The sequence below is a fragment of the Micromonospora sp. NPDC048839 genome, assembly GCF_040649915.1.
Taxonomy (GTDB): Bacteria; Actinomycetota; Actinomycetes; order Mycobacteriales; family Micromonosporaceae; genus Micromonospora.
In genome coordinates this window covers 17,779-41,901 of record NZ_JBEZGL010000034.1, presented here as the reverse complement: position 1 = coordinate 41,901, position 24,123 = coordinate 17,779, and the positions used below count along the sequence as shown (strand labels likewise).

26 protein-coding genes and 1 pseudogene are annotated in these 24,123 nt (G+C 69.2%); 9 read left to right on the top strand and 18 right to left on the bottom strand.

The window, feature by feature from the left end; genetic code table 11:
- Window positions 1–225: pseudogene (locus AB0C25_RS35660) on the top strand (IS5/IS1182 family transposase); the annotation flags it as partial.
- A gap of 55 nt (window positions 226–280) precedes the next feature.
- On the top strand, window positions 281–823 hold the full coding sequence (locus AB0C25_RS35655) for a hypothetical protein (RefSeq protein ID WP_357310701.1): 543 nt from the start codon (window positions 281–283) through the stop codon (window positions 821–823).
- Window positions 824–1,237: 414 nt separating this feature from the next.
- On the opposite strand, the gene AB0C25_RS35650 is transcribed toward AB0C25_RS35655, so the two are convergent.
- The 17 genes from AB0C25_RS35650 to AB0C25_RS35570 all read right to left on the bottom strand — a co-directional run bounded on the left by AB0C25_RS35650 (window position 1,238) and on the right by AB0C25_RS35570 (window position 17,042).
- Window positions 1,238–1,762, bottom strand: a complete 525-nt coding sequence (locus AB0C25_RS35650; protein ID WP_357310703.1) for a GNAT family N-acetyltransferase — start codon at window positions 1,760–1,762, stop codon at window positions 1,238–1,240.
- 396 nt (window positions 1,763–2,158) lie between these two features.
- Complete coding sequence (locus tag AB0C25_RS35645) at window positions 2,159–2,851, bottom strand: hypothetical protein (protein ID WP_357310705.1); 693 nt, start codon at window positions 2,849–2,851, stop codon at window positions 2,159–2,161.
- Window positions 2,852–3,200: 349 nt separating this feature from the next.
- A complete protein-coding gene (locus AB0C25_RS35640) occupies window positions 3,201–3,452 on the bottom strand; it encodes a hypothetical protein (protein ID WP_357310707.1) in 252 nt (83 codons plus the stop codon).
- Between the two features lie 215 nt (window positions 3,453–3,667).
- Window positions 3,668–4,405, bottom strand: coding sequence for a hypothetical protein (locus tag AB0C25_RS35635; RefSeq protein WP_357310709.1), 738 nt, complete (start codon window positions 4,403–4,405; stop codon window positions 3,668–3,670).
- Complete coding sequence (locus AB0C25_RS35630; protein ID WP_357310711.1) at window positions 4,402–5,544, bottom strand: tetratricopeptide repeat protein; 1,143 nt, start codon at window positions 5,542–5,544, stop codon at window positions 4,402–4,404. Before AB0C25_RS35630 ends, AB0C25_RS35635 begins: the two co-directional genes overlap by 4 nt.
- A gap of 57 nt (window positions 5,545–5,601) precedes the next feature.
- Window positions 5,602–6,234, bottom strand: a complete 633-nt coding sequence (locus AB0C25_RS35625) for a hypothetical protein (RefSeq protein ID WP_357379365.1) — start codon at window positions 6,232–6,234, stop codon at window positions 5,602–5,604.
- 134 nt (window positions 6,235–6,368) lie between these two features.
- The gene (locus AB0C25_RS35620; protein ID WP_357310715.1) at window positions 6,369–7,160 is read right to left on the bottom strand and encodes a methyltransferase domain-containing protein; all 792 of its coding nucleotides are present in this window, start codon (window positions 7,158–7,160) and stop codon (window positions 6,369–6,371) included.
- A gap of 14 nt (window positions 7,161–7,174) precedes the next feature.
- Window positions 7,175–7,537 carry a hypothetical protein gene (locus AB0C25_RS35615; protein ID WP_357310717.1) on the bottom strand — a complete coding sequence of 121 codons (363 nt, stop codon included), beginning with the start codon at window positions 7,535–7,537 and terminating at the stop codon, window positions 7,175–7,177.
- 202 nt (window positions 7,538–7,739) lie between these two features.
- Complete coding sequence (locus AB0C25_RS35610) at window positions 7,740–9,254, bottom strand: ATP-binding cassette domain-containing protein (protein WP_357310719.1); 1,515 nt, start codon at window positions 9,252–9,254, stop codon at window positions 7,740–7,742.
- Window positions 9,251–10,240: a branched-chain amino acid ABC transporter permease gene (locus tag AB0C25_RS35605; RefSeq protein WP_357310721.1), complete on the bottom strand. Its 990-nt coding sequence runs from the start codon at window positions 10,238–10,240 to the stop codon at window positions 9,251–9,253. Before AB0C25_RS35605 ends, AB0C25_RS35610 begins: the two co-directional genes overlap by 4 nt.
- Window positions 10,237–11,115, bottom strand: a complete 879-nt coding sequence (locus AB0C25_RS35600) for a branched-chain amino acid ABC transporter permease (RefSeq protein WP_357310723.1) — start codon at window positions 11,113–11,115, stop codon at window positions 10,237–10,239. Before AB0C25_RS35600 ends, AB0C25_RS35605 begins: the two co-directional genes overlap by 4 nt.
- Before the next feature lie 24 nt (window positions 11,116–11,139).
- The gene (locus AB0C25_RS35595) at window positions 11,140–11,952 is read right to left on the bottom strand and encodes a class I SAM-dependent methyltransferase (RefSeq protein WP_357310725.1); all 813 of its coding nucleotides are present in this window, start codon (window positions 11,950–11,952) and stop codon (window positions 11,140–11,142) included.
- Window positions 11,953–11,972: 20 nt separating this feature from the next.
- Window positions 11,973–13,322, bottom strand: a complete 1,350-nt coding sequence (locus AB0C25_RS35590) for an ABC transporter substrate-binding protein (RefSeq protein ID WP_357310727.1) — start codon at window positions 13,320–13,322, stop codon at window positions 11,973–11,975.
- On the bottom strand, window positions 13,319–13,879 hold the full coding sequence (locus tag AB0C25_RS35585) for a hypothetical protein (protein ID WP_357310729.1): 561 nt from the start codon (window positions 13,877–13,879) through the stop codon (window positions 13,319–13,321). Before AB0C25_RS35585 ends, AB0C25_RS35590 begins: the two co-directional genes overlap by 4 nt.
- A gap of 24 nt (window positions 13,880–13,903) precedes the next feature.
- Complete coding sequence (locus tag AB0C25_RS35580) at window positions 13,904–14,311, bottom strand: roadblock/LC7 domain-containing protein (protein ID WP_203147233.1); 408 nt, start codon at window positions 14,309–14,311, stop codon at window positions 13,904–13,906.
- Entirely contained in the window at window positions 14,308–16,806 is a 2,499-nt protein-coding gene (locus AB0C25_RS35575) for a nitrate- and nitrite sensing domain-containing protein (RefSeq protein ID WP_357310879.1), read from the bottom strand. The genes AB0C25_RS35580 and AB0C25_RS35575 overlap by 4 nt, the downstream gene beginning before the upstream one ends.
- A gap of 20 nt (window positions 16,807–16,826) precedes the next feature.
- Window positions 16,827–17,042 carry a hypothetical protein gene (locus AB0C25_RS35570; RefSeq protein ID WP_357310732.1) on the bottom strand — a complete coding sequence of 72 codons (216 nt, stop codon included), beginning with the start codon at window positions 17,040–17,042 and terminating at the stop codon, window positions 16,827–16,829.
- A 364-nt stretch (window positions 17,043–17,406) separates the two neighbouring features.
- Between AB0C25_RS35570 and AB0C25_RS35565 the strand changes: the two genes are divergently transcribed.
- Window positions 17,407–18,012 carry a hypothetical protein gene (locus AB0C25_RS35565; protein WP_357310734.1) on the top strand — a complete coding sequence of 202 codons (606 nt, stop codon included), beginning with the start codon at window positions 17,407–17,409 and terminating at the stop codon, window positions 18,010–18,012.
- On the opposite strand, the gene AB0C25_RS35560 is transcribed toward AB0C25_RS35565, so the two are convergent.
- Entirely contained in the window at window positions 18,002–18,448 is a 447-nt protein-coding gene (locus tag AB0C25_RS35560; protein WP_357310736.1) for a hypothetical protein, read from the bottom strand. The genes AB0C25_RS35565 and AB0C25_RS35560 overlap by 11 nt on opposite strands.
- A gap of 36 nt (window positions 18,449–18,484) precedes the next feature.
- Between AB0C25_RS35560 and AB0C25_RS35555 the strand changes: the two genes are divergently transcribed.
- The 6 genes from AB0C25_RS35555 to AB0C25_RS35530 all read left to right on the top strand — a co-directional run bounded on the left by AB0C25_RS35555 (window position 18,485) and on the right by AB0C25_RS35530 (window position 24,098).
- Window positions 18,485–19,072, top strand: a complete 588-nt coding sequence (locus AB0C25_RS35555; protein ID WP_357310738.1) for a metal-dependent phosphohydrolase — start codon at window positions 18,485–18,487, stop codon at window positions 19,070–19,072.
- Window positions 19,069–20,049, top strand: coding sequence for an aminoglycoside phosphotransferase (locus AB0C25_RS35550; protein WP_357310740.1), 981 nt, complete (start codon window positions 19,069–19,071; stop codon window positions 20,047–20,049). Before AB0C25_RS35555 ends, AB0C25_RS35550 begins: the two co-directional genes overlap by 4 nt.
- Window positions 20,046–21,149 carry a radical SAM protein gene (locus AB0C25_RS35545; protein WP_357310742.1) on the top strand — a complete coding sequence of 368 codons (1,104 nt, stop codon included), beginning with the start codon at window positions 20,046–20,048 and terminating at the stop codon, window positions 21,147–21,149. The genes AB0C25_RS35550 and AB0C25_RS35545 overlap by 4 nt, the downstream gene beginning before the upstream one ends.
- Window positions 21,146–21,745, top strand: coding sequence for a dTMP kinase (tmk, locus tag AB0C25_RS35540; RefSeq protein ID WP_357310744.1), 600 nt, complete (start codon window positions 21,146–21,148; stop codon window positions 21,743–21,745). The genes AB0C25_RS35545 and tmk overlap by 4 nt, the downstream gene beginning before the upstream one ends.
- A gap of 15 nt (window positions 21,746–21,760) precedes the next feature.
- Window positions 21,761–22,573 carry an endonuclease/exonuclease/phosphatase family protein gene (locus tag AB0C25_RS35535; protein WP_357310746.1) on the top strand — a complete coding sequence of 271 codons (813 nt, stop codon included), beginning with the start codon at window positions 21,761–21,763 and terminating at the stop codon, window positions 22,571–22,573.
- Window positions 22,574–22,712: 139 nt separating this feature from the next.
- On the top strand, window positions 22,713–24,098 hold the full coding sequence (locus AB0C25_RS35530; protein ID WP_357310748.1) for a helix-turn-helix transcriptional regulator: 1,386 nt from the start codon (window positions 22,713–22,715) through the stop codon (window positions 24,096–24,098).
- The last annotated feature ends 25 nt before the right edge of the window (window positions 24,099–24,123 follow it).

Below are 24,123 nucleotides of genomic sequence, written 5' to 3'. Positions count from 1 at the left end.
GCATGCATCCCGAGCAAGACCGACCAGGACGCCCACCGCAAGGCCAAGGGCAGCCGCGGCGGACGCCCGCCGAAGTTCGACCGAGACCTCTACCGGATGCGACATGCCGTCGAGAACGGCATCAACAGGCTCAAGCGCCACCGCGGCGTAGCCACCCGCTACGACAAGTTGGCCGTCCGGTTCCAGGCAATCCTGACCATCACCATCATCTGCGAATGGCTCTGACCCGGCTTATGAAACACGCCTTAGAGGTCGCCATGTCCTCGGAAGGCTATGCCTGATGTCCAACGCGTGGCGTGCCGCCTCGGTGCAGGAGTCTCTCTTCGGGGAAGGTGACCCTTTAGCCGGCCCTGAGCCCGTCCTGATGGCCCTTAATCCGGATTACTATGCACTCTTTTGGCGGCACGCGAAGGTTCACGAGTTCCGTCGTAGGTTCATCCAAGGTCAAGCGACACGTTGGTTCGTTTACCTCACCGCGCCCGTGAGTCAGTTAGGGCCTGTCATCGACCTTGCGCCAGCGATCGTGGATTCTCCCGCGCGCATCGCCGAGATCGCTGAGCGGGTTCGCCAGGGCAACGGATCAACCGTCCTCGAGTACGTTAAAGATCTTGATCAGGCTTTCGCCATTCCGGTCCGGCGGATCCGTGAGTATCCGGGCCTCTCCCTGGCGGAAGTGCGCGCCGAACTCGGCCATTTCCATCCGCCACAGGGGTACGTGCGCCTGCGTCAGCATCCTGGTCTGCTGCGGCTTTGCGAGAGGATCGCGGCTGGTGAGCCGGTTCGGGAGATGGCGATCGAAGGCGAACATGGGGATTGTGCTTGAGTAGCCGAGCGTCCCGCCCCTCGTAGCGGCGGGGGCAGCGCGGCGGAGAGACGGGTAGGCGGGCCTCGTCCTCGGGGCCGCTCCGAGTTGCACCCCGCCGTCCAGGGCTAGAGACCAGCGGTCATCACTCATGGCCAGAATCCAGGAAGCCGCCACCGCCGCGCTCGTCGCTCGCGCGGGTGGACGCCGACGAGTTTGATCGGACAAGGCTCAGCAGCCCTGCACCCGCAATCGGTGTACGTCAGACCTGATGCCTCGCCACTGGTCCACGTTCACGTCAGACGCGGTACTGCCAGCTACAGCGAGACCAGCAAATAGCTGTTGGCCCGTCAAGACACAGCTTGGCAGGTCCGGGGTCGGCGCGACGCTGCTTGCCGGCCGTCGACCTGCACGCGGCGATGAGGAGCGGAAGCCTCACGCGTCAGGGCGCAGTGGAGGGTGCCCGCCACGGTGGAACTCGAACCGCTCCTGCACCAAGCCGTACTGCTCGAACGTGCCGGCGAATACCGCGCCCGCCCGCGACAACAACCGCTTGGATCGATCGTTCGCTCGTTGAGTCGTGGCTATCAGCAGGTTCTCGTCGAGGTTCTCGAAGAACCAGACGCGGATGAGCTCGACCGCCTCGCCGGCCAGCCCTTGCCCCCAGAACGTGCGCCGGAGCTGGTAGGACACCTCCCACGGGCCCCGCTTCCGCGCGAGGCTTCCGCTTCCAACGACCTCGCCGCTCACGCGCCCGACGATCACGAACTGGCCCCACGCCTGGGCGCTGATTTTCTGCATCGCGTTGGCTGCCGCGACCGTCGGATCGATCGGACCGCCGATGTATGAACGAACGTGCGGGTCGGTTGCCATCTCGATCAAAGCTGGCTCATCGCCGTAACCCGGTGGCCTCAACCTCACCCGTTCTCCTTCAGGCGAGAACGACAGCCAATCGGTCATCGGACAAGCGTGACAGACGCACCGCTTGAGCACGATGCCGACAGGCCAGAACCGGCACCATCGATGCGGCGGGTTCGTTTGGGAATCGCGGTGTCAGCACCGCGTGCAGGTGTTGCCGGTCCTCGACGGGCAACCCGAGTGCGTGATCAATGTTGGCCAGCAGTCGGCTGCTACCCGCGGGTCGCGTCGAATCAATCGACGTGCATTGCACGCCGTTGGCCCGCCGCGAGCCGCAGCGCTTGACTGGATCTACGGACGGCACCGGGCCTCGGTCGTCAGGCCGCACCCGGCGGTCCGGTAGAGCAGAGCCTGAAACAGGCCGATTTCGGACAACGGTCTCTTCAAGTATCGGTTGCTGTTCGGGGTGGGCAGGGACCTGTCATTAGCCGGGCTGCCTCAGGGTTGCGTGGATGGTGTTCCGGTGTCGTTGGTGGCGTGGCCACGCTCGAGGATCAGCACGCAGGAGAACAGGCCCGGCCGGGTGCCGGACACTTGTTCGCGGGCGGAGAGGAGTTCACCGGTGTCGGGGTTGATGATGAGCTGCGTCGTGGAGCCGTCGGCGGTCACCGTGAAGCCGAGGCCGGTCCGTCCGGCGAGGTCTGTTTGCTCGCCTTGATAGGCGATGTTCGGTACGGCGGCTAGGACGCGCAGAGTGGCCTGGCGCTGGTCCTGGTTGAGGTATTGATGGATGGCGAGGCCGGTGACGCCGTGGACGAGCATTCGCGGGTAGGCGGGCCAACCGGCCAGTTCGCGTGGGGCGAGCGCGCTGGCGAGCGCGGTGGCGTCGGTGGGCAGCGGTTCGGTGAGGTACGGCTTCAGGTCGCCCGCGAGGTATGGGGTGGTCGTCTTTTGGGCTGTTGCGAATTGGCCGTGCTCGGCCTGGGTCGGGCGGTGGGCGAGGCCAGGCACGTCGGGGAGCCGGCGGGTCACCTCGCGGCCGGAGTCGTCGGCGTCGCGGCGCCAGCGCCGAAGGTCGGTGCGGGTGATCTTGTTGGTGGCGCGGGTCCACGACTGGGTGTGCAGGTAGGTGTAGGGCAGTCCGGTGGCGGCGTCGGCGGGTGTGCTGCCGACGTTCCCAGCGAGGGCCATCAGGCGTTGGTGCGGGGTGAGGCCGGGATCGGTGGCAGCCGTTGGAGGCGTCGTGGTGCTTTGCTGCCGTGGTGCTTCGGACGCAGGTTGCGGGTGGTCTTGGCCGGCGGGGGTGCTTGATTGGCAGGCAGTGAGCAGGACTCCGAGAGCGCTCGCAATCAGCGGGTGGGCGAGAGTAGTCCGTCGGGGCATGGGCATCGTGGTACTGATTCCTCGCTGGATCGGTAGGTGGTCAGAGGCTGGCGCTGGCCGGCTTCGGCATTCAGACGGCCCGGCGTTGGTGTCGTCGGTGGCAGTTGGGACGTAAGCGCGCGTACGCCGCTCGTTCTGTTTCCGTTGGCTGTAGGCGCTAGGTGGCATTGCGGAGCAGGTTGGTCAGTTCCTGTTGGCCGCGGTCGGTGAGCATGGCCGTCAGGGAGCGCCGGTGTGGCACCTGCCGCAGGTGTCCGTCGGCGAGCAGCACATTGAAGGTGTCGCGGACGGTGCCCTCTGAAGGGCCCTCTGGAGGGGTATCCACCATGGCGGCCAGCTCACGCACCGTCCACGTCCGCGTGGGGTCCTCGAGCAGCGTCGTATAGATGCGGCGCCGCTTACCCGCCATTGACCCACCGTCCGAGCGCAATTCCTCACCGCCTGGTCAGATTGGCCTGCCGCGCAGGACAGGGTCACGGTCACTGGGCGATGTGTCGGCCGCGATAGGTGTCTCCTCAATCGGCTGGTCGGAGATATTGGCGGGTAAGCCAATGCTGGCCGCGGCGACCCACCCGGCGTTATGCCGACCGGTGTGCGTGGTCGCCGGCTTCCGGGAAGTCAGCATCAGGTGGTCATGCGGGCGTGGAGGGTGACGTTTCTGCCGACGCGTAGCAGGACCCCCGGGTCCTGCATGAGTCGGTCGAACTGGTCGAGTTCGGCGTTGGTGAACCCGTTGGCGCCGGTGAGCTGATCCTGCAGGCGTCGGGCGGCGTGGCGGTAGAGGGCGCATCCGGGACCGCCGCCGCGGATGGTCTCGGTGTGGGTGGTGGCGCACACCTGGTCCATGCCCAGGGCGACGAGTAGCCCGATGGTGGCGTCGGTCGAGGGAGAGGCCGCCGGAGACGGAGTGAGGGCGTGGATCGCCCGGATAACTAAGTCGATGACGGTGGTGCCACCCGGGACAGCGCTGTAGACGATCGGCGGGGCGACGATGGTGCCGGCGAGGATGAGCCAGCCTCCGGAGCGGAGCAATGCGGTCATCGGTGCGATCGCGTCGAGGTGGTCTGGCTGACGGTGGGCGAGCACAATGTCAAAGCCGCGTGGATCAGCGGGTAAATCCGTCCCGCTTGAGGCGTCGACGGCGGTGAGGTGTCCGCTCGGGCCGACCAGCCGGGACACGTGGGCGATGTCGGCGGCGCCGGTGAGGTCCAAGACTCGGTGCCCGGTGCTGACGTTGACCCGGTCCAGTTGGTCGGTCAATAGTCGCGTGAGTGTTGTTTGTGCCGCTGTGCGCCACTGCTGTCCGCCGATCGGCGCGTCGGTGTCGTTGTTCTGATCAGCGCGGCTAGTGCTGTGAGTCAAGGTGTTGAGCTCTCCTTGGTGAGTGCCGCCGCGATGTCGTGCGGCGGGTCGTCGATTCCGGCCGGGTGGCCGTGGCGTTGGTCGACGCAGGTGGCACGCATGCGGTTCAGTTCTTGGCGCAGGCGCGGGCCGTCGCGGTGACCTGGGTGCGCGGCGCGGTGCTCGGCGACGGCCCGGGCGAGGAGTTGGCGCGCTTGGGCGCAGTGCCCGTCTTGATAAAGGACGAGCGCGAGAGTCGCTTGGGCGGCGAGGGTGGGCAATGCCCGGGGGCCGTCGGCGGAGGTGTGGTGGCGGATGAGATCGCGGTAGCAGTCGGCCGCTTCGGGGAGTTCGCCGGTACGGCGGTACGCGGCGGCGAGAATCTTGAGCGCGGCACTCGCCTCCGGTGACGTGGCACCGCGCAGACGACGTAGGGATCGGTGCGCCCACCCGGCCCATGGCAACGCGGCGTTGGGGTCGCCGTCGGCGAGAGCGAGTTCTGCGAGTAACGCGGCAGAGTTGGCAGTGGCGACGTCCAGGGCGGAGCTGTCATCGGTGGGGTCGGTGTGCAGCAGGCCGGTGTGCAGAACCTCGATGGCGCGTGCACGATCACCATGATTGGCGCGAGCACGGGCATAGTTGAGCCGTTGAGCCGGGGACATCCGCGGTCCGACGAGCTGCCGCGGGTCGGACCGCCACGTGAAGTGCAGATCGCTGGGCGAGGCACCGACTGCGACCCGGTGAATGCCACCGGGGGCGTACGCGGCAGCGGCATCGATCTTGTCCTTGGGCACGAGGTGCGGGGCGCGGTGCAGCACCGCCCGGGCGACCGCGTCGCGCAGCGACTGCGCCGGCACGGGTGCCCGGCCGCAGGCCGGCATGCACAGGTAGACCGGCGGGCCCTTGGGAAGCTGCACCAGGATCATCGGGTGGTGGCAGTCATGGCAGGTCACCAGTCCCGGCGGGACTGGGGCGGCTGGCACCGCGCGGGCTCGGGCCACCCACTCGTCGATCGTGGCCGATGACAGGCCGCGCTCGCGGGCCACCTCGGTGATCGCATGGTGCAGGTCGTGCTCGGCGGCGCGCTTGAGCGTCGCGGCGACCGCGTCGGCAACGAACGCCGGCGTCCATGGGGTAGCCGGTGAGGTCCGCGACGGCATGGCCTGTTCCTTCCCTGCTCAGGTGGTTCTCGCGGTTGACAAGCCAGTCGGTGCTGGCTATGAGGGCGTTGCCTCGGTGCAGACGGCGCGGTGGTTTTCACCAGCGGGCGTCTGAGCGATGTCCGTGATGCGGGCGCGAATGGGATCGCCTTTGGGCAGGTAGCGGGCGGCGATGGTCGTGGCGGCGGTGAGGCAGCGGTGGGCGACGTCGTGCCATCCGCAGTCGCGGTAGAGGCACGTGAGTTGTGTGAGCGTTTTCAGGCTGACCGGCGCTTCGGGTCCGTGCCGTTGTGCGGCAGTGGTGTAGACATCGGCAAGGTCTCGGATTGCTTTCTCACAGCGGCCGACGCGGTGGTGCGCCTCGGCCATGCCGGCGCGGGCGTACAGGGTCCGCTCGTGGCTAGCGCCGAGTTCGGCGGTGGCGAGGTCGACCAGGTCGCGGTAGGTGGTGACGGCCTGGTCGGCGTGTCCGGTCAGCGCGGCCAGGGGTGCCAGCATCGCCGTCGCGTCGAGGCGCTCCGCGGGATGATTGCTGCGGTGGGCGAGCGTGTGGGCGTAGACCGCCCACTGGTAGGCGTCATGGAGATCACCGAGCGTCTGTCGTTCGGCGGCGTGGTCGATTGCCCTGCGAGCGGGCGTCTGGGGGAACCCTCGAGCTGGTTGCGGTGCCCGGGGCATCGTGAGGTGCACGGTTATTCCCTTGCCTTCGTCGACGGGCTGGCGGGGACTGTGGGGCTCGGCGCGAGCCGCCGCCCAGGTGCCACTCACGTCGGTGTGCGTGCAGCGGCGGCCAGGCGCTGAGGTTTCGTTCCAGCGCAGGCGCGCTAGTGGGCGGGGGCTTGGGCGATGGTGGAGGTGAACTGGTAGGAGCGCAGCACCACCATCGGGTCGGCCATCAGCTCGGCGAAGCGGTCCAGGTTCTCTTCTGTCGCGCCGTCGACCAGCAGCTGGTCGGTCAGTTGGTGGACGTTGTCGGCGTAGAGCTGGCAGCCGGGGCCGCCGCCGGTCCAGGTGCGGGCGGTGGTGCGGGCGTGCACGTGGTTCATCCCGGCGTGCAGCAGAAGGGAGGCTGCCCTGTCGCCCCAGTGCAGGTCGACGCCCTGGCTGGCGATGACGTCGAGGACGCGGTGCACAACATTGGCCAGTAGTTCCGCGTCTTCGTGGGAGGGGGCGCGGTGTACCCACATGCGGGAGTAGACGATGTCGCCGAGGACGAGCCATCCGCCCGGCTTCAGTAGGGAGATCATCTCGTCGAGCAGGTCGGTTCGGTTGGCAAGCGGCGCCAGGGCGCAGCGCGCATTGATCAGGTCGAACGGCGCGGCTTCGGCGGGTAGTTGCAGCCCGTGGCGCAGGTCGCGTTCGTAGACGTGGACGATCGCGGTGGGGTCGAGCAGTTTCGCGTTGCTGTCCACGGCGACGACACGACCCGACGATCCGACCAGGCCGGCGAGGTGACGCGTGAGCGAACCGGCTCCGGCACCGACATCGAGGACTCGCTGCCCATCCTTGACCCCGATGCGCGTGAACTCGCGTGTCGTGATCGGATCGAACACGTTCGGCAGGTCTCGGGGCGGCGTGCTGCTGTAGGACTGGTTGCGCTGGTGGGTGGACGTCATCGGTTCCTCCTGGTTCAACCCTGGTTCGCGAGAACGCTGGTGCCGCTGTGGGTCCAACGCAGCTCGACGGATTCAGGGCTCTGGACGAGGGCCTGCTCGACAAGCCGGATCAGGTGTTGGCGTAGGTCGGCTCGGGTGGACTCCTGCCATCGCTGGTAGGTAATGAGTGGCCGGGTGGCCGCGGTGCGCCGGTCGTAGGCGGCGGCGAAGCCGACAACGAGCGCTTCCAGATGCGCCGCGTCGTACAGGACCCCAGGGCAGAAGCAGACATAGAACCGGCGACGCGGGGCAGCGGCGTAGGGCTGGAGGTACTGCTCGCAGGTGGTGCAGCGGGCCAGGTCGGTAAGCAGCCAGAGGCTGGTGTCGTCGTCGTTCACGATGTCACCGTCTTTGCCTGCTTGAAGGTGGGTGGGGTGCTCGTCGGCGCCGTTCGGGTCGGCGACGCCAACCACCCATCGCCGCCCGCGCTGGACGCTCGGACGGCGGCCCTGCACCTGGTGGGGCCGGATCCGCCAGGTGCAGGGGCGTACGCCAGGCGCGGAGGTCGCCTCGCCGGGCTGCGGACGGTGGCGCTGGCGGTCATCGTGTGGATCCCGTGGGTACGGCGAGCACGTCTTGTAGCCGGGTGGGATCGGCACGCAGGTCTGCCGCGGGGGCGTGCAGGGCGATGGTGCCCCGGTCGAGGACGGCGACGTCGTGCGCGATGTCGAGGGCCAGGGCAAGATTCTGCTCGGCGAGCAGAACAGCGCTACCGGTCGCGGCGAGGCTGGTGATGATTTCGGCGAGCTGGCCGACGATGGCGGGGGCGAGGCCTTCGGAGGGTTCGTCGAGCAGTAGCACCTGCGGCGCGGCGAGCAGGGCGCGGGCCAGGGCGAGCATTTGCTGTTCGCCGCCGGAGAGTTGGTGGGGTCGGTGGTGGCGACGCTCGGCGAGCGCGGGGAACAGGTCGAGGATCTGCCGTGCGGTGATGGTGCGGGGGCGGCCGGGCTGGGGTCGGGGCAGCGCGAGGTGTTCGGCGACGGTGAGGCCGGCGAACAGGCGGCGTCCTTGCGGAACGAGGCCGATGCCGGCGCGGCAGCGGCGGCGGGCAGAAAGGCCAGTCACCGGCCGATCGTTGAGGACGATTTCAGTGCCCGCCAGGGCGGGGTGCAGGCCAGCAATGGTGTTGATCAGAGTGGTCTTGCCGGCGCCGTTGCGGCCGACCACGGCGCTCACTCTCCCGGCCTGCACATCGAGGGTGACGCCGGTGAGAACGGGTGCGCCGTGGTGCCCAGCTCGCAGGTTGCGCACCCGCAGGACCGGCGGCGTAGCTGTGCGTGAGCCGACGGCGGCACCGCCCCGTGCTGTGGGCGCGTGGTTGGTGGTGTCTGCCTCGGTGAGGTACACGCGGCGCACGTCAGGGTGGGTGCGCACGTCGCTGGGGGTGCCGGTGGTGAGGTGTTGGCCGTGGTGCAGGACGGTGACGGTGTCGGCGACCGCGGTGACGAAGTCGAGGTTGTGGTCGACCAGCAGCACGGCGATGTCGTTGGGCAGTGCGCGGATCAGCTCGGCGAGGCGGGTGACCTCGGTGGTGGCGAGGCCGGCGGAGGGTTCGTCGAGCAGGAGCAGTCGGGGCTGGGCGGCCAGGGCGACGGCGACTTCGAGGCGGCGTTGGTCGCCGTACGAGAGTTGGTTGGTGGTCCGCTGGGCGTGCTCGGCCAGCCCGACCTGGGCCAGGGCGTCCAGGGCCGCCGCCGACGCGCGGGGCCGCAGGCGCAGCGCGGCCAGGTGCTGCCCGGGCACGGCGAGTAGCACGTTCTGCGCGACCGTCAGCGGGCGGGCGAGGGCGGGATGCTGCCAGGTGCGGGCGATTCCGGCGCGGGCACGGCGGTGGGCGGGCCAGCGGTGGATGTCGTGTCCGGCGTAGTGGATGCGCCCCGAGGTGGGCCGCAGGGTGCCGGCGATCAGGTGCAGCAGGGTGCTCTTGCCGGCGCCGTTGGGTCCGATGAGCGCGTGCCGGGCCCCGGGATGCAGGTCGAGGCTGACCTCGTTGACGGCTCGGCGGGCGCCGTAGGCGCGGCTGACGGTGTCCAGTCGCAGCAGCGGTGTGCTCATGTCCGCTCCCGATCGCGTCGGGTGACGAGCCCGACCAGCCGGTGTCGGGGCAGGTAGGCCAGGGCGAGGAAGCTCAGGCCGAGCAGGGTGCTGCCGTGGCCGCTGAGCAGGCCGCCGGCCCAGTCCCGGGCGGCCACCAGGAGGATCGCGGCGGCGCAGGCGCCGATCATGCTGCCGGAGCCGATCAGCGCGGCGGCGAGGGCGATCGCGGATACGCCCATGGCGGCGTCGGCGGGTGAGACGTAGCGGGTCACCGCAACGAGTAGTGCGCCGGCCGCGCCAGCGATGGCACCGGCGAGGGTGTAGGCGGCGAGCAGGAGTCGGCTGGTGTGGTGGCCGGTGGCTTGCACGCGGGGCTCGTGGGCGGCGATGCCACGCAGGAGCAGGGCGAAGCGAGTGCGGGTGAGGACGATGACCGCGGCGCCGATGATCAGGGTGCACGCGAGGACGTATAGATACACCCAGCCGGGCCGGACCATCGGTGCCAGGCCGGGTAGCGCCACCACTGGCTCGGTGTGGGTGCCTTCGCTGCCGCCCGGTGCCCACTGTCCGGCGGCGGCGTGCACGAGTTCACCGATACCGAACGTGACCATGAGGAAGGTGGTGGCCCGAACCCGTACCGCGAGCAGGCCGGTCACGGCGGCGGTCACGGCCCCAGCGGCGGTCGCCGCAAGCAACTGGACCGGACCGAGACTGGTCAGCGTGGCGAGGGTAGAGGCGGCGTAGGCCCCGACGACGAGGTACGCGGCCTGCCCGAGCGGTGGTTGCCCGGCCAGCCCGACCAGCAGTTGCGCGCTCATCGCGAGCACCACCATCACCAGGGCGGTGGCGGCGAGCGAGACGAGGTAGGCGTTGACCATCCACGGCAGCGCCACTGCCGCCGCGACGACGATCCCCGAAGCGATGGGTACCAGGCGAGCCGCCCGGCCGACGGGTCGCCGTTGCGCCGTTGCGCTGGTGGGGGCGGGCGTGAGGGTGGTGGTCACGCGGGCCGTCCCGCAAGCGCAGGGCGGTGCCGGACGGTGAGCGCGACCAGCATCGCGGCGGCAAGGACAAACGCGGCGGCACCGGGGACGAGAGCGACGCCGAGCGTGAGGGTTTGTCCGACGCCGAGGGCGGCGAGTAGGGCGCCGCGGATGCTGCCGAGGCCGCCGACGACGCAGACGATCAGCGAGTAGACCAGGATCGTGGTGTCCACGCCGGGGGCCGGGCCGATGACCGGGGCGCCGAGCACGCCGGCGGTGACCGCGAGGACTCCCCCACCGACCAGCACGGCGGCCCGGGTCGTGCGGGTGCGTAGTCCGGTGGCGGCGGCCATGTCGGGGTCGGCGACCACGGCCCGCACGACCGCTCCGGTGCGGGAGCGCTCGATGAGCCAGATCAGCAGCACCACAATCAGGGCGGCGACCGCGATGAACGCCAGTCGGTAGAGCGGGTACTGGTAGCCGCCGAGGCTGACCGACCCGGCGAGCGCGCGGGGTGGGTCGACTGAGCGCGGTTCGGCGCCGAACACGGTGCTGAACTGGTCGGCGGCGATGTACGCCACCCCGAGGGTGGCGAGCACCTGGTCCAGCGGCCGGTCCGTGAGGGGGCGCACGGCGGCGGCGAGGCCCGCGCCCCCGAGTGCGCCGATCAGGATCGCGGCGGCGAGGGCCAGGCCGAGGCCGGCCCAGCCGCCGTCGGCGAGGTGCCAGGCGAGGTAGGCGCCAGCGAGGTAGAGGGTGCCGTGGGCCATGCTGAACACCCCGGCCACGCCGAAGATCAGCGTGAGTCCGGCCGCGATGACGAACAGCAGCAGTCCGTACGCGACCCCGTCCAGCGCGGTAATCATGTAGGGGTTGACCAGCCCGCTCAGGCCCACGGCACTCCTCCTTCCGAACGCAGGTCAGGCGGAGGCGAGGCGCCGGCCGATGGTGGTGTGCATCAGATAGCCCGACAGCATCAGCTGCGGGTCCATCAGCACCTCCCTCAGCTCGACCAGGTCATCGCGGCTCATGCCGGCAGCGACCAGCTCGGCCTCGCGCTGGATCGAGTTGGAGTGGTGCAGTCGGCAGATGCCGGTGCCGCCGCGCCACGAGCGGGACTCGATGCGGCTGTCAACGTCGACCAGGCCGAGGCGCAGCATCACCTCCGGCGCCCGCTGCGCCCAGCCCATGTCCGCCCCGCGGGACTCGCCGAAGGCGAGCAGGGCGTCCTGGAACCGCTCGATCAGCTCGGTGGCCCGAGGGCTGGGGCTGCGGCGGATCATGTCCCGCCAGGTGCAGTCCCAGTCCGCCACCACCATCGCGCCGCCCGGAGCGAGAGCGCGCGTCAGGTCGGCGAGGACCTGCTCCCGCTCCGGCAGGTGCATCAGCACCAGACGGGCGACGATCGCCTGCTGCGACCCCTCCAGCTCGATTTGACGGATGTCGCCGGTCCGGACGGTGACATTGGGACCCTCAGGGATGTGGCGGGGGTCGAGGTCCACGGCGGTGACGTGCCCGTCCGGGGCGACCTGGTCGGCCAGCCAGGTCGTCAGGGTGCCCGCCCCGGCGCCGATCTCCGTGACCTTCCAGCCCGGCCCGACCCCGAGTTCGAACAGGGCCCTTTGGGTGTCCGGGTCGAGGATCTGGGCGAGGTGACGCAGCTGGTTGGCGGCCTCGTCGGTGGCGTTGTCGAACATGTACCCGGCCTGCGCACCGGTCGTCGTCGCGCTCATGGTGTCTATGCCTTTCGGAGTCAGGAACCGAGGGTGGTGAGCGTCTGCACGGTGCGGTTGACCCACACCTGCCCGTCCTGGGCCACTTCCCGCAGGTAGTACGCCTGCACAGGGGTGTGGTTCGTCGGCCCGAACTGCCAGGCGCCCCGAGGCGAATCGATCGACCCCACCCTTGGCAACGCCGCCGTGAGCGTCTGCGAGGTCAGGCTCCGGGCCGCGCCCTTCGCGGCGGCAGACGGCGCAGTCGGGCTGCTGACCGCAGGGCTGCTGCTCACGCCCGGGCTGCCGGAAGCCGACGCGGTGGCGGTGGATGTGGCTGCGGGGGCGTCGGGCTGGGCGAGCGCTTCGGTGATGGCCCTGTCCAGCACAAGGGCCGCGTCCCAGGCACAGACGTGGTAGACGTTTGGCAACTTCCCACCATTGGCCGAGGTGAACCGGCGCACGAAGTCGCGATTCGCTGCGTTGTCCAAGGTCGACGAGTAGTTCAAGGCGGTGTAGATGCCCTTGGCCTGCTCCTTCAAAGCTGCGAGCGGCGCGCCTTCGGTGAGGAAGCCCGAGGCGTACAGCGGCGTTGTGATGCCGTACTGGCGGTACTGCTTGACGAACTCGATCGCGGACGCACCGGCGTAGAAGGTGTAGACGGCCGCCGGCTTGGCCTCCTTGATCTTCGTCAGGTACGGGGAGAACTCGGTCGTAGGCGCCGGTGCCCACGGCGTCCACGTCGGCTCCCCGCCCGGGTTCGCCAACTGCCCACCAGCCTTGCGGAAGGCGGTGACGAAGCCACCGATCTGATCACGACCGCCGATGTAGTCCGGGCCGATAACCCACACCCGGCCGTTGCCCACCGTCGTGCGCAGGTAGCCCGCGATCGACGCGCCGGTCTCCTGGCTCAGCCACGACGTCGACCACAGATAGGTCGGATCGGCGATCGTGGAGGGCCGCCCGCCCATGCCGATCAGCGGCACCTTCGACTCGTTCAGCAGCGGATACAAGGTCTGCACCGTGTCGGCGGTCCCCCCGCCGACGAGGGCAAGGACTTTGTCCTGCTCGATGAGCTTGCGCGCCGAGGCGAGGGCGGTTGCTTTGCCGTCGCCCTCGTCGGCCTCGATCACCTTCACGGGTCGGCCGCCGAGCTTGCCGTTCAGCTTCTCGAGGGCAAGCCGCCACCCGGCGGCTTGGTCGTCACCGATCGCCTTGTAGGGGCCGCTCTTCGGCACGATCAAGCCGATGCGGATCTCGGTGGCGGTGGTATCCGCGTCGCTGAGACTCGATCCGGCGCAGCCGGCGACAGCGAGCAGGGTGGTGGCAGCGACGGCGGCGGTCGCCGTTCGCCAGCGATGGTGCCGGCGGCCGGTTGGTTGAGGAGTCACGAGAGTCGACGTCCTTCCGTTCGGAGGGGATGGGGCGAGGGCCGTGCGTGGTGCTGGGGTGGTACGACAGGGCTGGCCAAGCGGTGCAGGACGGCCAGGACGGAGGCGGGTTCCGTGGCGTCGCAGGTCAGGACCGGCACCTGCGCGCTGACCTGTAGGGCATCGCGGATCTCGTGGCGGTTGCGGGTGCCGCCGAGCGGCCGGTTGATCGCGACCAGGTACGGCAGATCACGGGCGTCGAGGTAGTCCATCGCCGGATAGGACACCGGCAGGCGGGTGGTGTCGACCAGCACGACCGCGCTGGTGGCGCCGAGAGCGAGGTGGTCCCACATCCACCACCAGCGCCGCAGCTCCGGCGTCACGTGCAGGACGACGGTGGCGCCGGTGGACAGGGTTGCGTAACCGATCTCTCCGACCTCTCCCGGCTGGCCGGGTAGCGTCGAGCGGCCACGCAGAGCGGCCCGCAGAAAGCAGGACTTGCCCACACCCGCGCCGCCGGTCACCAGCACCTTGACCGTCGGGGCGGCACGTCCGATCACGCCCGAGTCCGCGCTCATGCTCATCGCCGCCCGCACGCCGGCTCAGCCGGCCGTTCGCGGCCCTGGCCGGACCGCGTCGCCGATGCGCGTCGCCATGGTGGCCAGCTCGTAGGCGACCTGCGAGGGGTCGCAGTCGTTGCGAGCGAGCGCCGCCAGAGACGACCCGTCGGGCACCTGCTGTACGACGAGGATCCCGTCTCGCATCGTCAGCATCTGGAAGTGCACGCCGCCGGTCTGCAGCAGGTCGGTGGCCCCGCGCGCCAGACTGACCAGGCCGGACACGATCGCCGCGAGTTGGTCACCGCGGTCGGTGTCCAGCGCATCGGTGCTGGCCAGCAGCAGGCCGTCGCCGGATACCGCGACGACGTGAGCCACTGCGGGTATCTGGTTGGCCAGATTGTTCAGAACGGTGGACAGCTGCGCATTGCGAGCAGTAGTGGCGAGGCTCATCGGCGTTCTCCTGTCGAGAGGGGGGCAGTGGACGGCGCGGCTCGCAGGCCGCGCATCGTGCCGGCGACCTGCGCCCGGATCGCCGCCGGGTCGATCTGCACGTGAGGCTCCGAGGGGGTCCGCTGCGCCGGGAGGCCACCGGGGACGACGTGCGCCTGGGGACGACGTTTAGGCAGACCGGAGGGAGTGCGTCCATCGGTTGCTGGTTCGGCGGCGGACGCCGCGGCTTGCCAGCCCGCGTCGGCATCGGTGCTGAAGCCACGCTCGTCGCTGCGGGGCGGCCACAGCCATGGCGACTGGGCTGCCATCGCCTGAAACATCGGTGGATCGGGCGGTCGCGGCGCGCCGACCGGCAATGACATCGGGCCCCGTTGGCGGGGCGCGGGCGGCAGCTCCATCGTCGCGTCCGTTTGCGGGGGTGCTGGTGGCGCCGGCACCAACGGGGTCTGCCGGGTCGGACCGGTCCAGCCAGTCCCCGTCCACGGCTTCGCGACCGGATGAGCGGCCGGCGCGGGAGCCGGCCGCGTCGGGTGTTGGATCTGGCTCGGTACGACGATCTCGCGTACGTGCACCCGGGTGACGTATTCGGCCGGCACTATGACCTCGGCGGTGACGCCGGTCGGCTGGGTAGCACCTAGGCGTACCCGCACCCCGAACTCGGCCGCCAGCCGGGAAGTCACGACCAAGCCCATCTGGTCAGTGACCGCAACCTCCATCTCCGGGCTCGCCAGCAGTGCGTTGGCACGGGCGAGTTGCTCCACACCCATCCCGAGACCGGAATCGGTAACAAGGATCTGCACGTCATGTCCCAACCACCCCGCGAACACCCGCACCTGCGCGGCGGAGAACCGGGTCGCGTTGTCTAGCAGCTCCGCGAGGATCGACTTCACGGCGTCGACCGCGCGGGCGTCGACCTCGACCTCGACCAGTTGCTCCATCGTGATTCGGGCGAAGCCCTCGGTCTCCGACAACGCGGCGTTGACCAAGTCCGCGAGCACCACCGGATGTGGCTGTGACTGGCCTGGGCCACCACCGGCAACGATCAGGAGATTCACCCCGAAGCGGCGCAGCCGGGTCGCCTGCTGGTCAGCGGCGAACACCCTCGCCAACCGGTCCGGGTCTTCCTCATCGCGCTCGAGACGATCGATGCTGCCGAGCAGTTGATCGGTCAGCGCCTGTACTCGCCGGCCGACAGAGGTGATCATGGCGCTGACCAAGGCGCGTCCCCGTGCCTGCCCCACCGCCGCGTCTACCGCCGCGGCCAACACCAGGTTGAACGCGTTTGCGACCTGCCCGACCTCGTCCCGGCCGACAACCGGCACCGCCACTCCATCGGTGCCCTTGGCCAGCCGCTGGGCCGCCGCCGGATCCGATGTCGCTCGGAGCCGCGCTACCAAGGCTGGCAGTTCCACGTCCGCGACTCGGCGTGCGCCCTGCTCTAGCGACGACAACTGCGCAACCAGCGAACGGGCCACGCGCACCGCCGTCACCGCGGCGACCAGCAGCATCAGCAGCAAGACCGCAGCTTGCACCGCCGCCGCGCGCACCTGGGCCGTCCACAGGTCATCAGCGGCAGCTGCGATGTCAGCGTTTACCGCTGCCTGTACCTGGGCCAACAGGTCTGCCCGAGTGGTCATCACCCGGCTCCATTGCTCGGCGCCGCCCGGAAGCCGTACCGGCTCGAACACGCCGGTGCCGGAGACCAGCCCGTCCAGGCGCACCGCGGCGAGGACGTCCGCGCCGGTCAACGTCCGCCCTAACCGCGCTTTCCATGACGGGCGCGCCAAGGCGTCGAACTCGCGCAGCGCCTCGTCCTGGCCGGACCGGGCGGCCACAATCTCCGCGTGCAGCGCCGGGGTCAACCGGCGCGCCGCCACTGCCTGCAACACCGCCACCTGCTGCTGACCCACCGCCTCACGGGCCCGCGACACCGCCGCCGACGCCCGCATCTCATCCGCCAACTGCGGTTCGACACCGCTCTGCGCCACCGCCGACAGCAGATCACCGAGATCAGCGAGAACGACCCGGTACCCGAATGCCACAGCCGACAGCGCCACCGGGCCGTCTCCGCGCACCCGCTGCCGCTGCGCCTGCGCATCCGCCAACCCGGCGTCAGCGCGGGCCAGGACAGCGCGCACACCCCCGGGCGGGTCTTCGAGTTCTCCTCGCAGCAACCGAAATCGGGAGATCGCCTCATCGGCGCGCTGCACGGCCCGCTCGAAATCCGCTGGCGTCACCTTCGACCCCGGCAGCAGCAGACCCACTGCGGTAATCCGCTCCGCCTGCAGTCGCTGAGTCACCTCGGTCGCTGACGCACCGACGGAGAACAAGTCCCCGGCCCCCTCAGCGGCCCGGGCTTCCCCCACAGAGGACCACAGTCCGAAACCCGCCGACACCATCGCGACCAGCACCGTCGGCAGCACGATCAGCGCGGCCTTCCACCGCACCGATATATCCGCCAACCGGCGGCCCACTCTGACCCGTGAGACCCGCATCGCACCGCCACTGGCCGCGCTCACGCCGCCGCCCGACTGTCCGTGGATGCGGTCCCGCAGCCACGCCCGCTCCACAGCGCGTCGCGGGGCGAGCGCCGCCCGGTCGCCGACAGGGTCGCCGTAGCAAGCGCCTGCTCGTTGACGGGTCTGCCGGCGGAGAGTTGCCGGCCGGTCGACACCAGCAGCTGCGGCGCGATGGCCAAATGCGCCACCAGCGGCGTGATCAGCAGAGGCATGAACCTCCTGGCAACAGGCACGGCGAACCTTCCCTCGGTGAGTTGGTATCGCTGGCTGGTGTGTACAGCGCAGCAGCGGCGGTGACGCCGGCATAGAGCGACCTAAGACGAGGTCGATCAATGTCGGCCAGCCCCGCCAAGCAGTTCTGACAATCCGCCAACATTCCCGCCATCAGCAACATTCGTCGAAGATGAATGTCGGCGGATTGTCGGAACTGGATGACATCCCTTATCGACACCACCGGTGACGCCTTTTGATGTTTGAGTCACCGCCCGCGTCGACTGAGCAGGCGATGAGGGACCGCAGCCGCGATGCGGCGCGACGGTCCGTCGTGTCCACGACCCCCTTGGGAGGGCATGCACCATGACCAGTTCATCCATGCCAGAGGTCGACGAGGTTGGCCGTCGCGCTGCCGAGATCCTCGACAAGTTGCAGGAGCACCCGGCCTACGGCCGGCTGCAGAGCTCGTCGATGAGGTACTCCACCTGCTGGGCCACGTTCACCGGCTACCCGGCTATCAGCCGTTGGTCGCTGGAGCGCGATGCCGCTCCGCTGCTGGACGAAGCGCTGCGCGTGCTGGCGCTCAAAGCGGCCGTGTTCGAGCTTTCCGGCGGGGACGAGCACGCCGCTGAACTGCTGGTGCCGGCGCCGGTGGACGAGATGATCCACGCCGTGCTGGCCCAGTTCACGCTGATGACGCGCCTGCAGAGCGACCTGGACGTCGCCTTCCCCCATGCCACCGAGTTGGAGGAGTTCACCTACACCCGCGGCGGCATCACCGACGCCTACTACGCCGCCGCCGGGTGGGGAGAGCAACCACTGCGGTACTGGCTGGACTCGGCCGAGGTGAATCGACGTCTCAACCTACTCAACGAGCGCTACCAGGCGGCCGGCCTCGGCCGGGACGGACGCAGCCACGACTTCGACTTCGACCGGAACGAGCCGGTCGCCGCCGGGGTCAGCGGTTAGCCAACTCCACCGACAGCACCCGCCGCAGGGCCGTCACCGCTTCCTTCGCTCCGAACCGTTCGGCGGCCAGTCGCTCGGCGCGGGCCACAGCGGCGAAGATCCCTTCGGCGGGTGCCTCCCGCAAGACGGCTACGAGCCAACCTTCCAGGTCCACCAGGTCGGCGGGCAACTCCAGCGCCGCCGCCGTCGGCGCCGGTCGGGGCGCCTGATCGGGGACCAGTTCCCCGTCCGAGGCGTACCGGCCGGCGGGAAGGCCCACCCGGAACGGATGAACGCAAACGGCGACACCGTCCGCGGTTGCCCGCCACCCGAGGTCAGGTCGGTACGCGAATTCGGGTCCCGGCCGGTCGATGACATCGAACTGGCCCGGCCCGAGCTGCTGAGCCGGACACACCACGCAGGTCTGTTCACACCACTGCGGAAGGGGCCCCGACATGCCGCCGATCGTACGGCAATCAGGAGGTATCAGGGTATGACGGTCTTATCGCCTCCCCGGCCCGCCGCCATCGACCGCGCCCTCCGCGACGCTCGAACGTGGTGCGCGGGGCACACGATTGATGACCGACCAGCCCTGGTCCACGCGCTGCGCGTCGCAGTGACCATCGGGCAGCACGTCCCCGCCCCATCGCAGGACGTCATCGTCGCCGCGCTCCTACACGACGCACCGGAATTTGCCCCGGCGGAGCCCGACGTCTACCAGGCCCTCACCGCCGCATACGGGATCGAGGTCGCCCGGATCATCGCCGTCCTTCAGGCCGAACATCGTTCCCTTGATGAACCCAACCCGCCCATCCACGTCGACGACCAGCCGGTCCTGCTGGCCTCGACCGCCGACAAGATCGTCGCCCTGACCTCGCTGCTACGCCGGGCCCAGAGCACCGGCAATGCATCAGACTTCTTCGACCGGCGCCCTGTGTTACGCGGACTACTGCCGTACTTCCGGGCCTTCCAACGCGCCGCACATCCTCGGGTGCCCGCCAGCATGTCGGCACACCTCGACGCCGCCCTCACGCCGCTCGAACGCGCCAGCGCATATCCGCAGCGAGTGGGTGCGCGGTGAACAGCACCATGCTCGATGAGCAGCTCCTCACGCGACTACGAGTCGACCTGCTCGCCGCATCACGACGAGTACCGACGCGGCGACACATCATCCAGACATGGGAGCTGTCTTCGGTCGAGCGCTGGTTCTTCCCCGATGGCAGCAGCTTGGTCTGCAAGATCGCCACCGCACCGTTCACCGGCGAAGCGACCGTCCTTCGCGCGCTCAACAACCGGCAAGCCCCGGTCCCGCTGCTGGACGGCTACACAATGCGCCCCGACGGGGTGGGCATGCTGATGGAAGACCTTGGCGAGCCTCGCCGGCCCGCGACGTCCGCAGAGGTTGCCGCCACGGCCCGATGGGTTCACGCCACTGCCGGCATCCCCAACCTCCCGACCTTCGACGAAGCGGGACTGGCGCGGCTGCCAGAGCAAGGACTCGAGGCGTTAGACGAGCTCCGTCGACAAGGGCGCTTCATCCACGACGCGAAAGGGATCGAAGCGGTGCTGCAGCGACTCGCTGCCACCGCACAACACAGGGCCGACGGTGCCGAGCGGCCACCGTTCGGGCTGTGCCACGGCGAGTTCCACCGCACGTCGCTGCACGTCAGCCGCACCGGCTGCCGCCTCGTCGATTGGGCCAAGGCATTCACCGGACCGGGCCTACTCGACCTGGCCACCTGGTTCGGCACCCGCACATCCACCGAACCCCGACTCCTCGCCAGACTTATCAAGGCCTACGTCGCTGCAGGCGGGCATCCCGACGCCGAAGTCGACCGGGGCGGGCTTCCCGCTGTCCGATGGGCGCTGGGCTGGCACCGGGTGTGGGCAGCCTGGTGGCTGCTCACTACCGCCGCCGCTGGCCACTACCAAGCTTCTGCCGATCGGCGCCATACCGAAGTCGTCCTCCGGCAACTCCGGGCCGCAGTGGACCTACTCGGAGCACCGCCGCTCATCGGCACCAGCCGCCCATCACCTACTGCAGGAAGATCCTCGTGAAGCGCCTCGTCGTCGACACCCACGCCTCGTCCTGCTATTTCCGCACCTCCGTCGGTGGCGACGGGCGCAAGGCGTTGGTGCAGGTCACCGAACGGTGCAACCTGCACTGCGCCCACTGCTTCGTTTCGTCGACTGCCGCCGGGTCCGACCTGTCCCTGGCAGATTTCACCACCCGCGTGCTGCCGCGGCTGCTCGACGCCCGCGTCGAACGCCTCACGCTCACCGGGGGCGAGCCGTTCGTGCACCCCGACCTGATCGCCATGTGTCAGGCAGTAGCCGACCGAGGACTACCGGTGGGCATATGCACCAACGCGACGCTGACCCGCGACGCCGACATCGACGCCCTGGCCGCCCTCGGCAACGTACACATCAACGTGTCCTTCGACGGATTCCGGCCCGAAAGCCACGGCAAGTTCCGCGGCGATCGGTCGTCGTTCGCCACCACCGTCGCGACCGCCCGCAAGTTCGCCGACGCCGGCTTACTCAAGGGCCTGCTGTCCACGCCCAACGCGCTGACCACGCCGGAGGAGTTCGCCGATCTGTGCGCGTTCGCCGTCGATGTCGGCGCCGAATACGTGCTGATGAACCCGCTCTCCTCCTTCGGCCGAGGAGTGAAGAGCCGCAGCAAGCTCGCCGCGACCACGACTGCCATGGACGCGATCCGGGCGGTGACCGACCGTTTCGCTGACCAGCTCGATCTCGTACGTATTCGCTTCCCCAACGACAACCTGCCGCTGGGTGGCTGCGACGCCGGCAAGCTGATCTACGTCTTCGTCGACGGGCAGGTCGCCGTATGCCCCTACCTGGTCTTCGCCGCCCGCACACCCGCTTCAACGCACCGTGACACCGAGTTCCTGACGGGCAACATCCTCGATGGGGAGGCCGCCCCCAGCCTCGACGCCTACGACTTCCACACCCGCTACCAACTCGGCGCCAACCCGACCTGCGGCTCCTGCGACATAGCCGGACAGTGCGGCAAGGGCTGCCCGGCCGCGGTCGTCGCCGCAGGGGGCCGCATCGGCGACGTCGACACCGAGCAGTGCCCCATCACGGCACCCAACGGCCGCAGCTTGCTACCGCTGTCCCCGTCGAAGGGGTGAGCAGTCTGTTCATCGCCGTCGAGGGCCCGAATGGCGTCGGCAAAACCACTATTGCCCGCCTCCTGGCCGACCGTCTCGCCGAACACGGATCGGCCGGGGTCCACCTGACCGGCGAGCCCACCCGCACACCCCTGGGCCAACTCCTGCGCAGGCAGGAATCCTTCCTCCACGGCAAGGCCCTGGCCCTCGCCCTGGCCGCCGACCGCGCCGCGCACATCGAAACAGAGATCATCCCCCGCCTCGACGACGGACTGCACGTCGTCACCGACCGGTACGTCGCCTCCTCGTTAGTGCTGCAACGCATCGACGGGCTCGACCTCGGCGAGATCTGGTCCTACAACCGCTACGTCCTGCCCGCCACCGTCATCTACCTCGAAGACCACCCAGAGGTCATCCGCACCCGCCTGGCAGCCCGACCACACCTGACCAGGCTGGAACTCGCCGGCTCACCCGAGAAGGAACTCGCCCTCTACCGCGAGGCCGCGACCCACCTGCACCGGCAGCAGTGGCGCCAACACCTCGTCGTCTGCCACGGCCTCACCCCCGAACAGGTCGTGGACACTATCCTCGGCCTGCTACCCGCCGACGGCCCCTGACCAGCGAGGCTCCCCGTGCTGTCCATCCTGACGATCAACGTGCAGGCCGCCGCGCTCGCACGCGCGCAGAACCTGCTGACCTGGCTACTCCAGCGCGACGACCACCTGATCATCCTGACCGAAACCAGCAACGGACCCGGCACCCGGCACCTGCTCACCGGCCTTCGCGCGGCCGGGATGGTCGTCACCCACCAGCCCTCACTCGACGGCGACCGAGGCTGCGCTATCGCCAGCCGCATACCGAGCCGGCCCGCCCCAGACCTCACCGCCGGAATCAGCCTGCCCGGCCGCGCCCCCGCCGTCACCCTCGACACCCACCCCGACGTCACAATCCTCGGCCTCTACGTCCCCTCCAGCGACCGGGCACCCGCCAAACTCGCCAAGAAACGGGCCTTCCTCACCACCGTCACCGACGCACTCACCCGACTATCCGCCGCCGACCGCGCACACCTCGTCGTCGGCGGGGACTACAACGTCATCAGCCGCGACCACAACCCCCGCTACCCCGGCTTTCGACCCTTCGAGTACGACTTCCTCGACACCCTCGACGCACTCGGGCTCGCCGACGTGCACCGGGCCTTGCACCCGGACGTGCAGGCGTACAGCTGGATCGGCCGAGCCGGCAACGGATACCGCTTCGACTACCTCCACGGCGGCCCTGGGCTACTGCCCCGTCTGGTAGCCGCCGCCTACCTGCACCAACCTCGCCTTGACGGCCTCACTGATCACGGCGCGCACAGCGTCGACATCGACATGCTGGGCGCCGGTGAGCGCGGTTCCGGTACTCGGAAGGCCGACACATGTTCGACGTCCCGTTCGTACCCCTAGGCATTTTGGAAGCTCGACGGCCGTGACGGTGAAGCCATGCCGGAGACGCGCCGGCGGCAGGCAGGACACATCTCGTCACCGAGGGCGGTTAGGGTCTAGCCCACCGTTACCGCAGCGTCCGCCGGCAGGAGAAGCAGCCATGGTCGACAGCGACGAGATTAGGAGCGCCTGGCGGGACCTCGGGCGAACGCTGGCGAAGCTGCGCATCGCTGCAGGACATACACAGCACGGGTTCGCTGGGCTCATACAGTACGGGCGGAGTTCCGTCGCTAACACTGAGACCGGTCGTCAGCAGCCCGACCGCGCCTTCTGGATGCGTTGCGATGCGGTTCTTGAGGCGGAAGGTGCCTTGGTCAAGGCGTACGACACCATCATCGTCCACGCTCGCCAGCAGCGTCGTGCGTCGGCACTGCGCGCTGCTGCACCTTTCGCCCCAGGACTGCCGCAAGCGGGGCAAGACCATGACGACGGCGCGACAGGTCGTGAGTCAGGCGCTGCCCGGATGGGCCTGTTGTCGTTTGTTCCTGACCTTGCCGAGTTCAGCAACGAACCCTGGCATGAGGTCCATCCTGAGAAGAATCGAGCCACTCCGCTGCCGAGTGAGCCACCAGGGCCCGTCAGTCCCGCCCTGGTGCCGCATTGGATGGGAATGCTGCGGATTCTTGCTGCCTCCCATGACGCGTTCGGCCCAAGGCGAATCCATGACGTTGCCCGTGGAGAGCTGGCGATCATCCACCGCCATGGCGCGCGCGCTGAAGGGCAAACGCTCCGGGAACTGCAGCGGGTCGAAGCCCGTTGGGCTGAGTTCGCGAGTTGGACGGCCGACAATCTCGGCGATGGTCAAGACGCCAGCTACTGGCTTCGCCGCTCCCTGTCGCTCGCCCGTCACGCAGGCGACGACCGGATGGCCTGCTACGTCCTCATGCGTCAGGCTCAACGTGCTGCGGAGCGCCACGATGTACCCAGAGCGTTGACCCTTGCGCAGGCGTCAGCACGGAGCCCAAACCTCGCAGCCCGTGACCGCGCACTCTGCGCCGTCCGTCAGGCCCAGGCCAACGCCCTGGCCGGAAAGGCGGAAGAGTGCTGGACCGCCCTACGAAACGCGCAGCATCTGGCGGCCATCGCCGAGAACCATGACGATCCGGAAGTTATCGGGCAGCACTGCGGTCCCGCCTACGTCACCGCCCATGTGGGCCAGTGTCACCTGCTTCTCGGCAAGCCCGGCCGCGCAGCCGGAATCCTCGAAGAGATACTTCGTGACTGGCCTAGCACCTACCGCCAAGACGAAGGAATGACACGGACCTGGCTGGCGGCGGCGTACGCGCTGCTCAGCCGCATCGAGGAGGCCGCCGAGCAAGCCGAGAAGGTCCTCACCCTGGCCGCCGAGACCGGATCCATCCGCCTCACGCAGGCGCTGCGCCGCGTAGACGCCGAACTCGCCGGCTATCGATCCGATCCAGCCGTTCACGTCTTCCGTGCCCGGTACGCTCTCGCCACACAGATAAGCAGCAGGTTAGGCGCGTGAACCTCTGGACGATCGCCACGGCGGC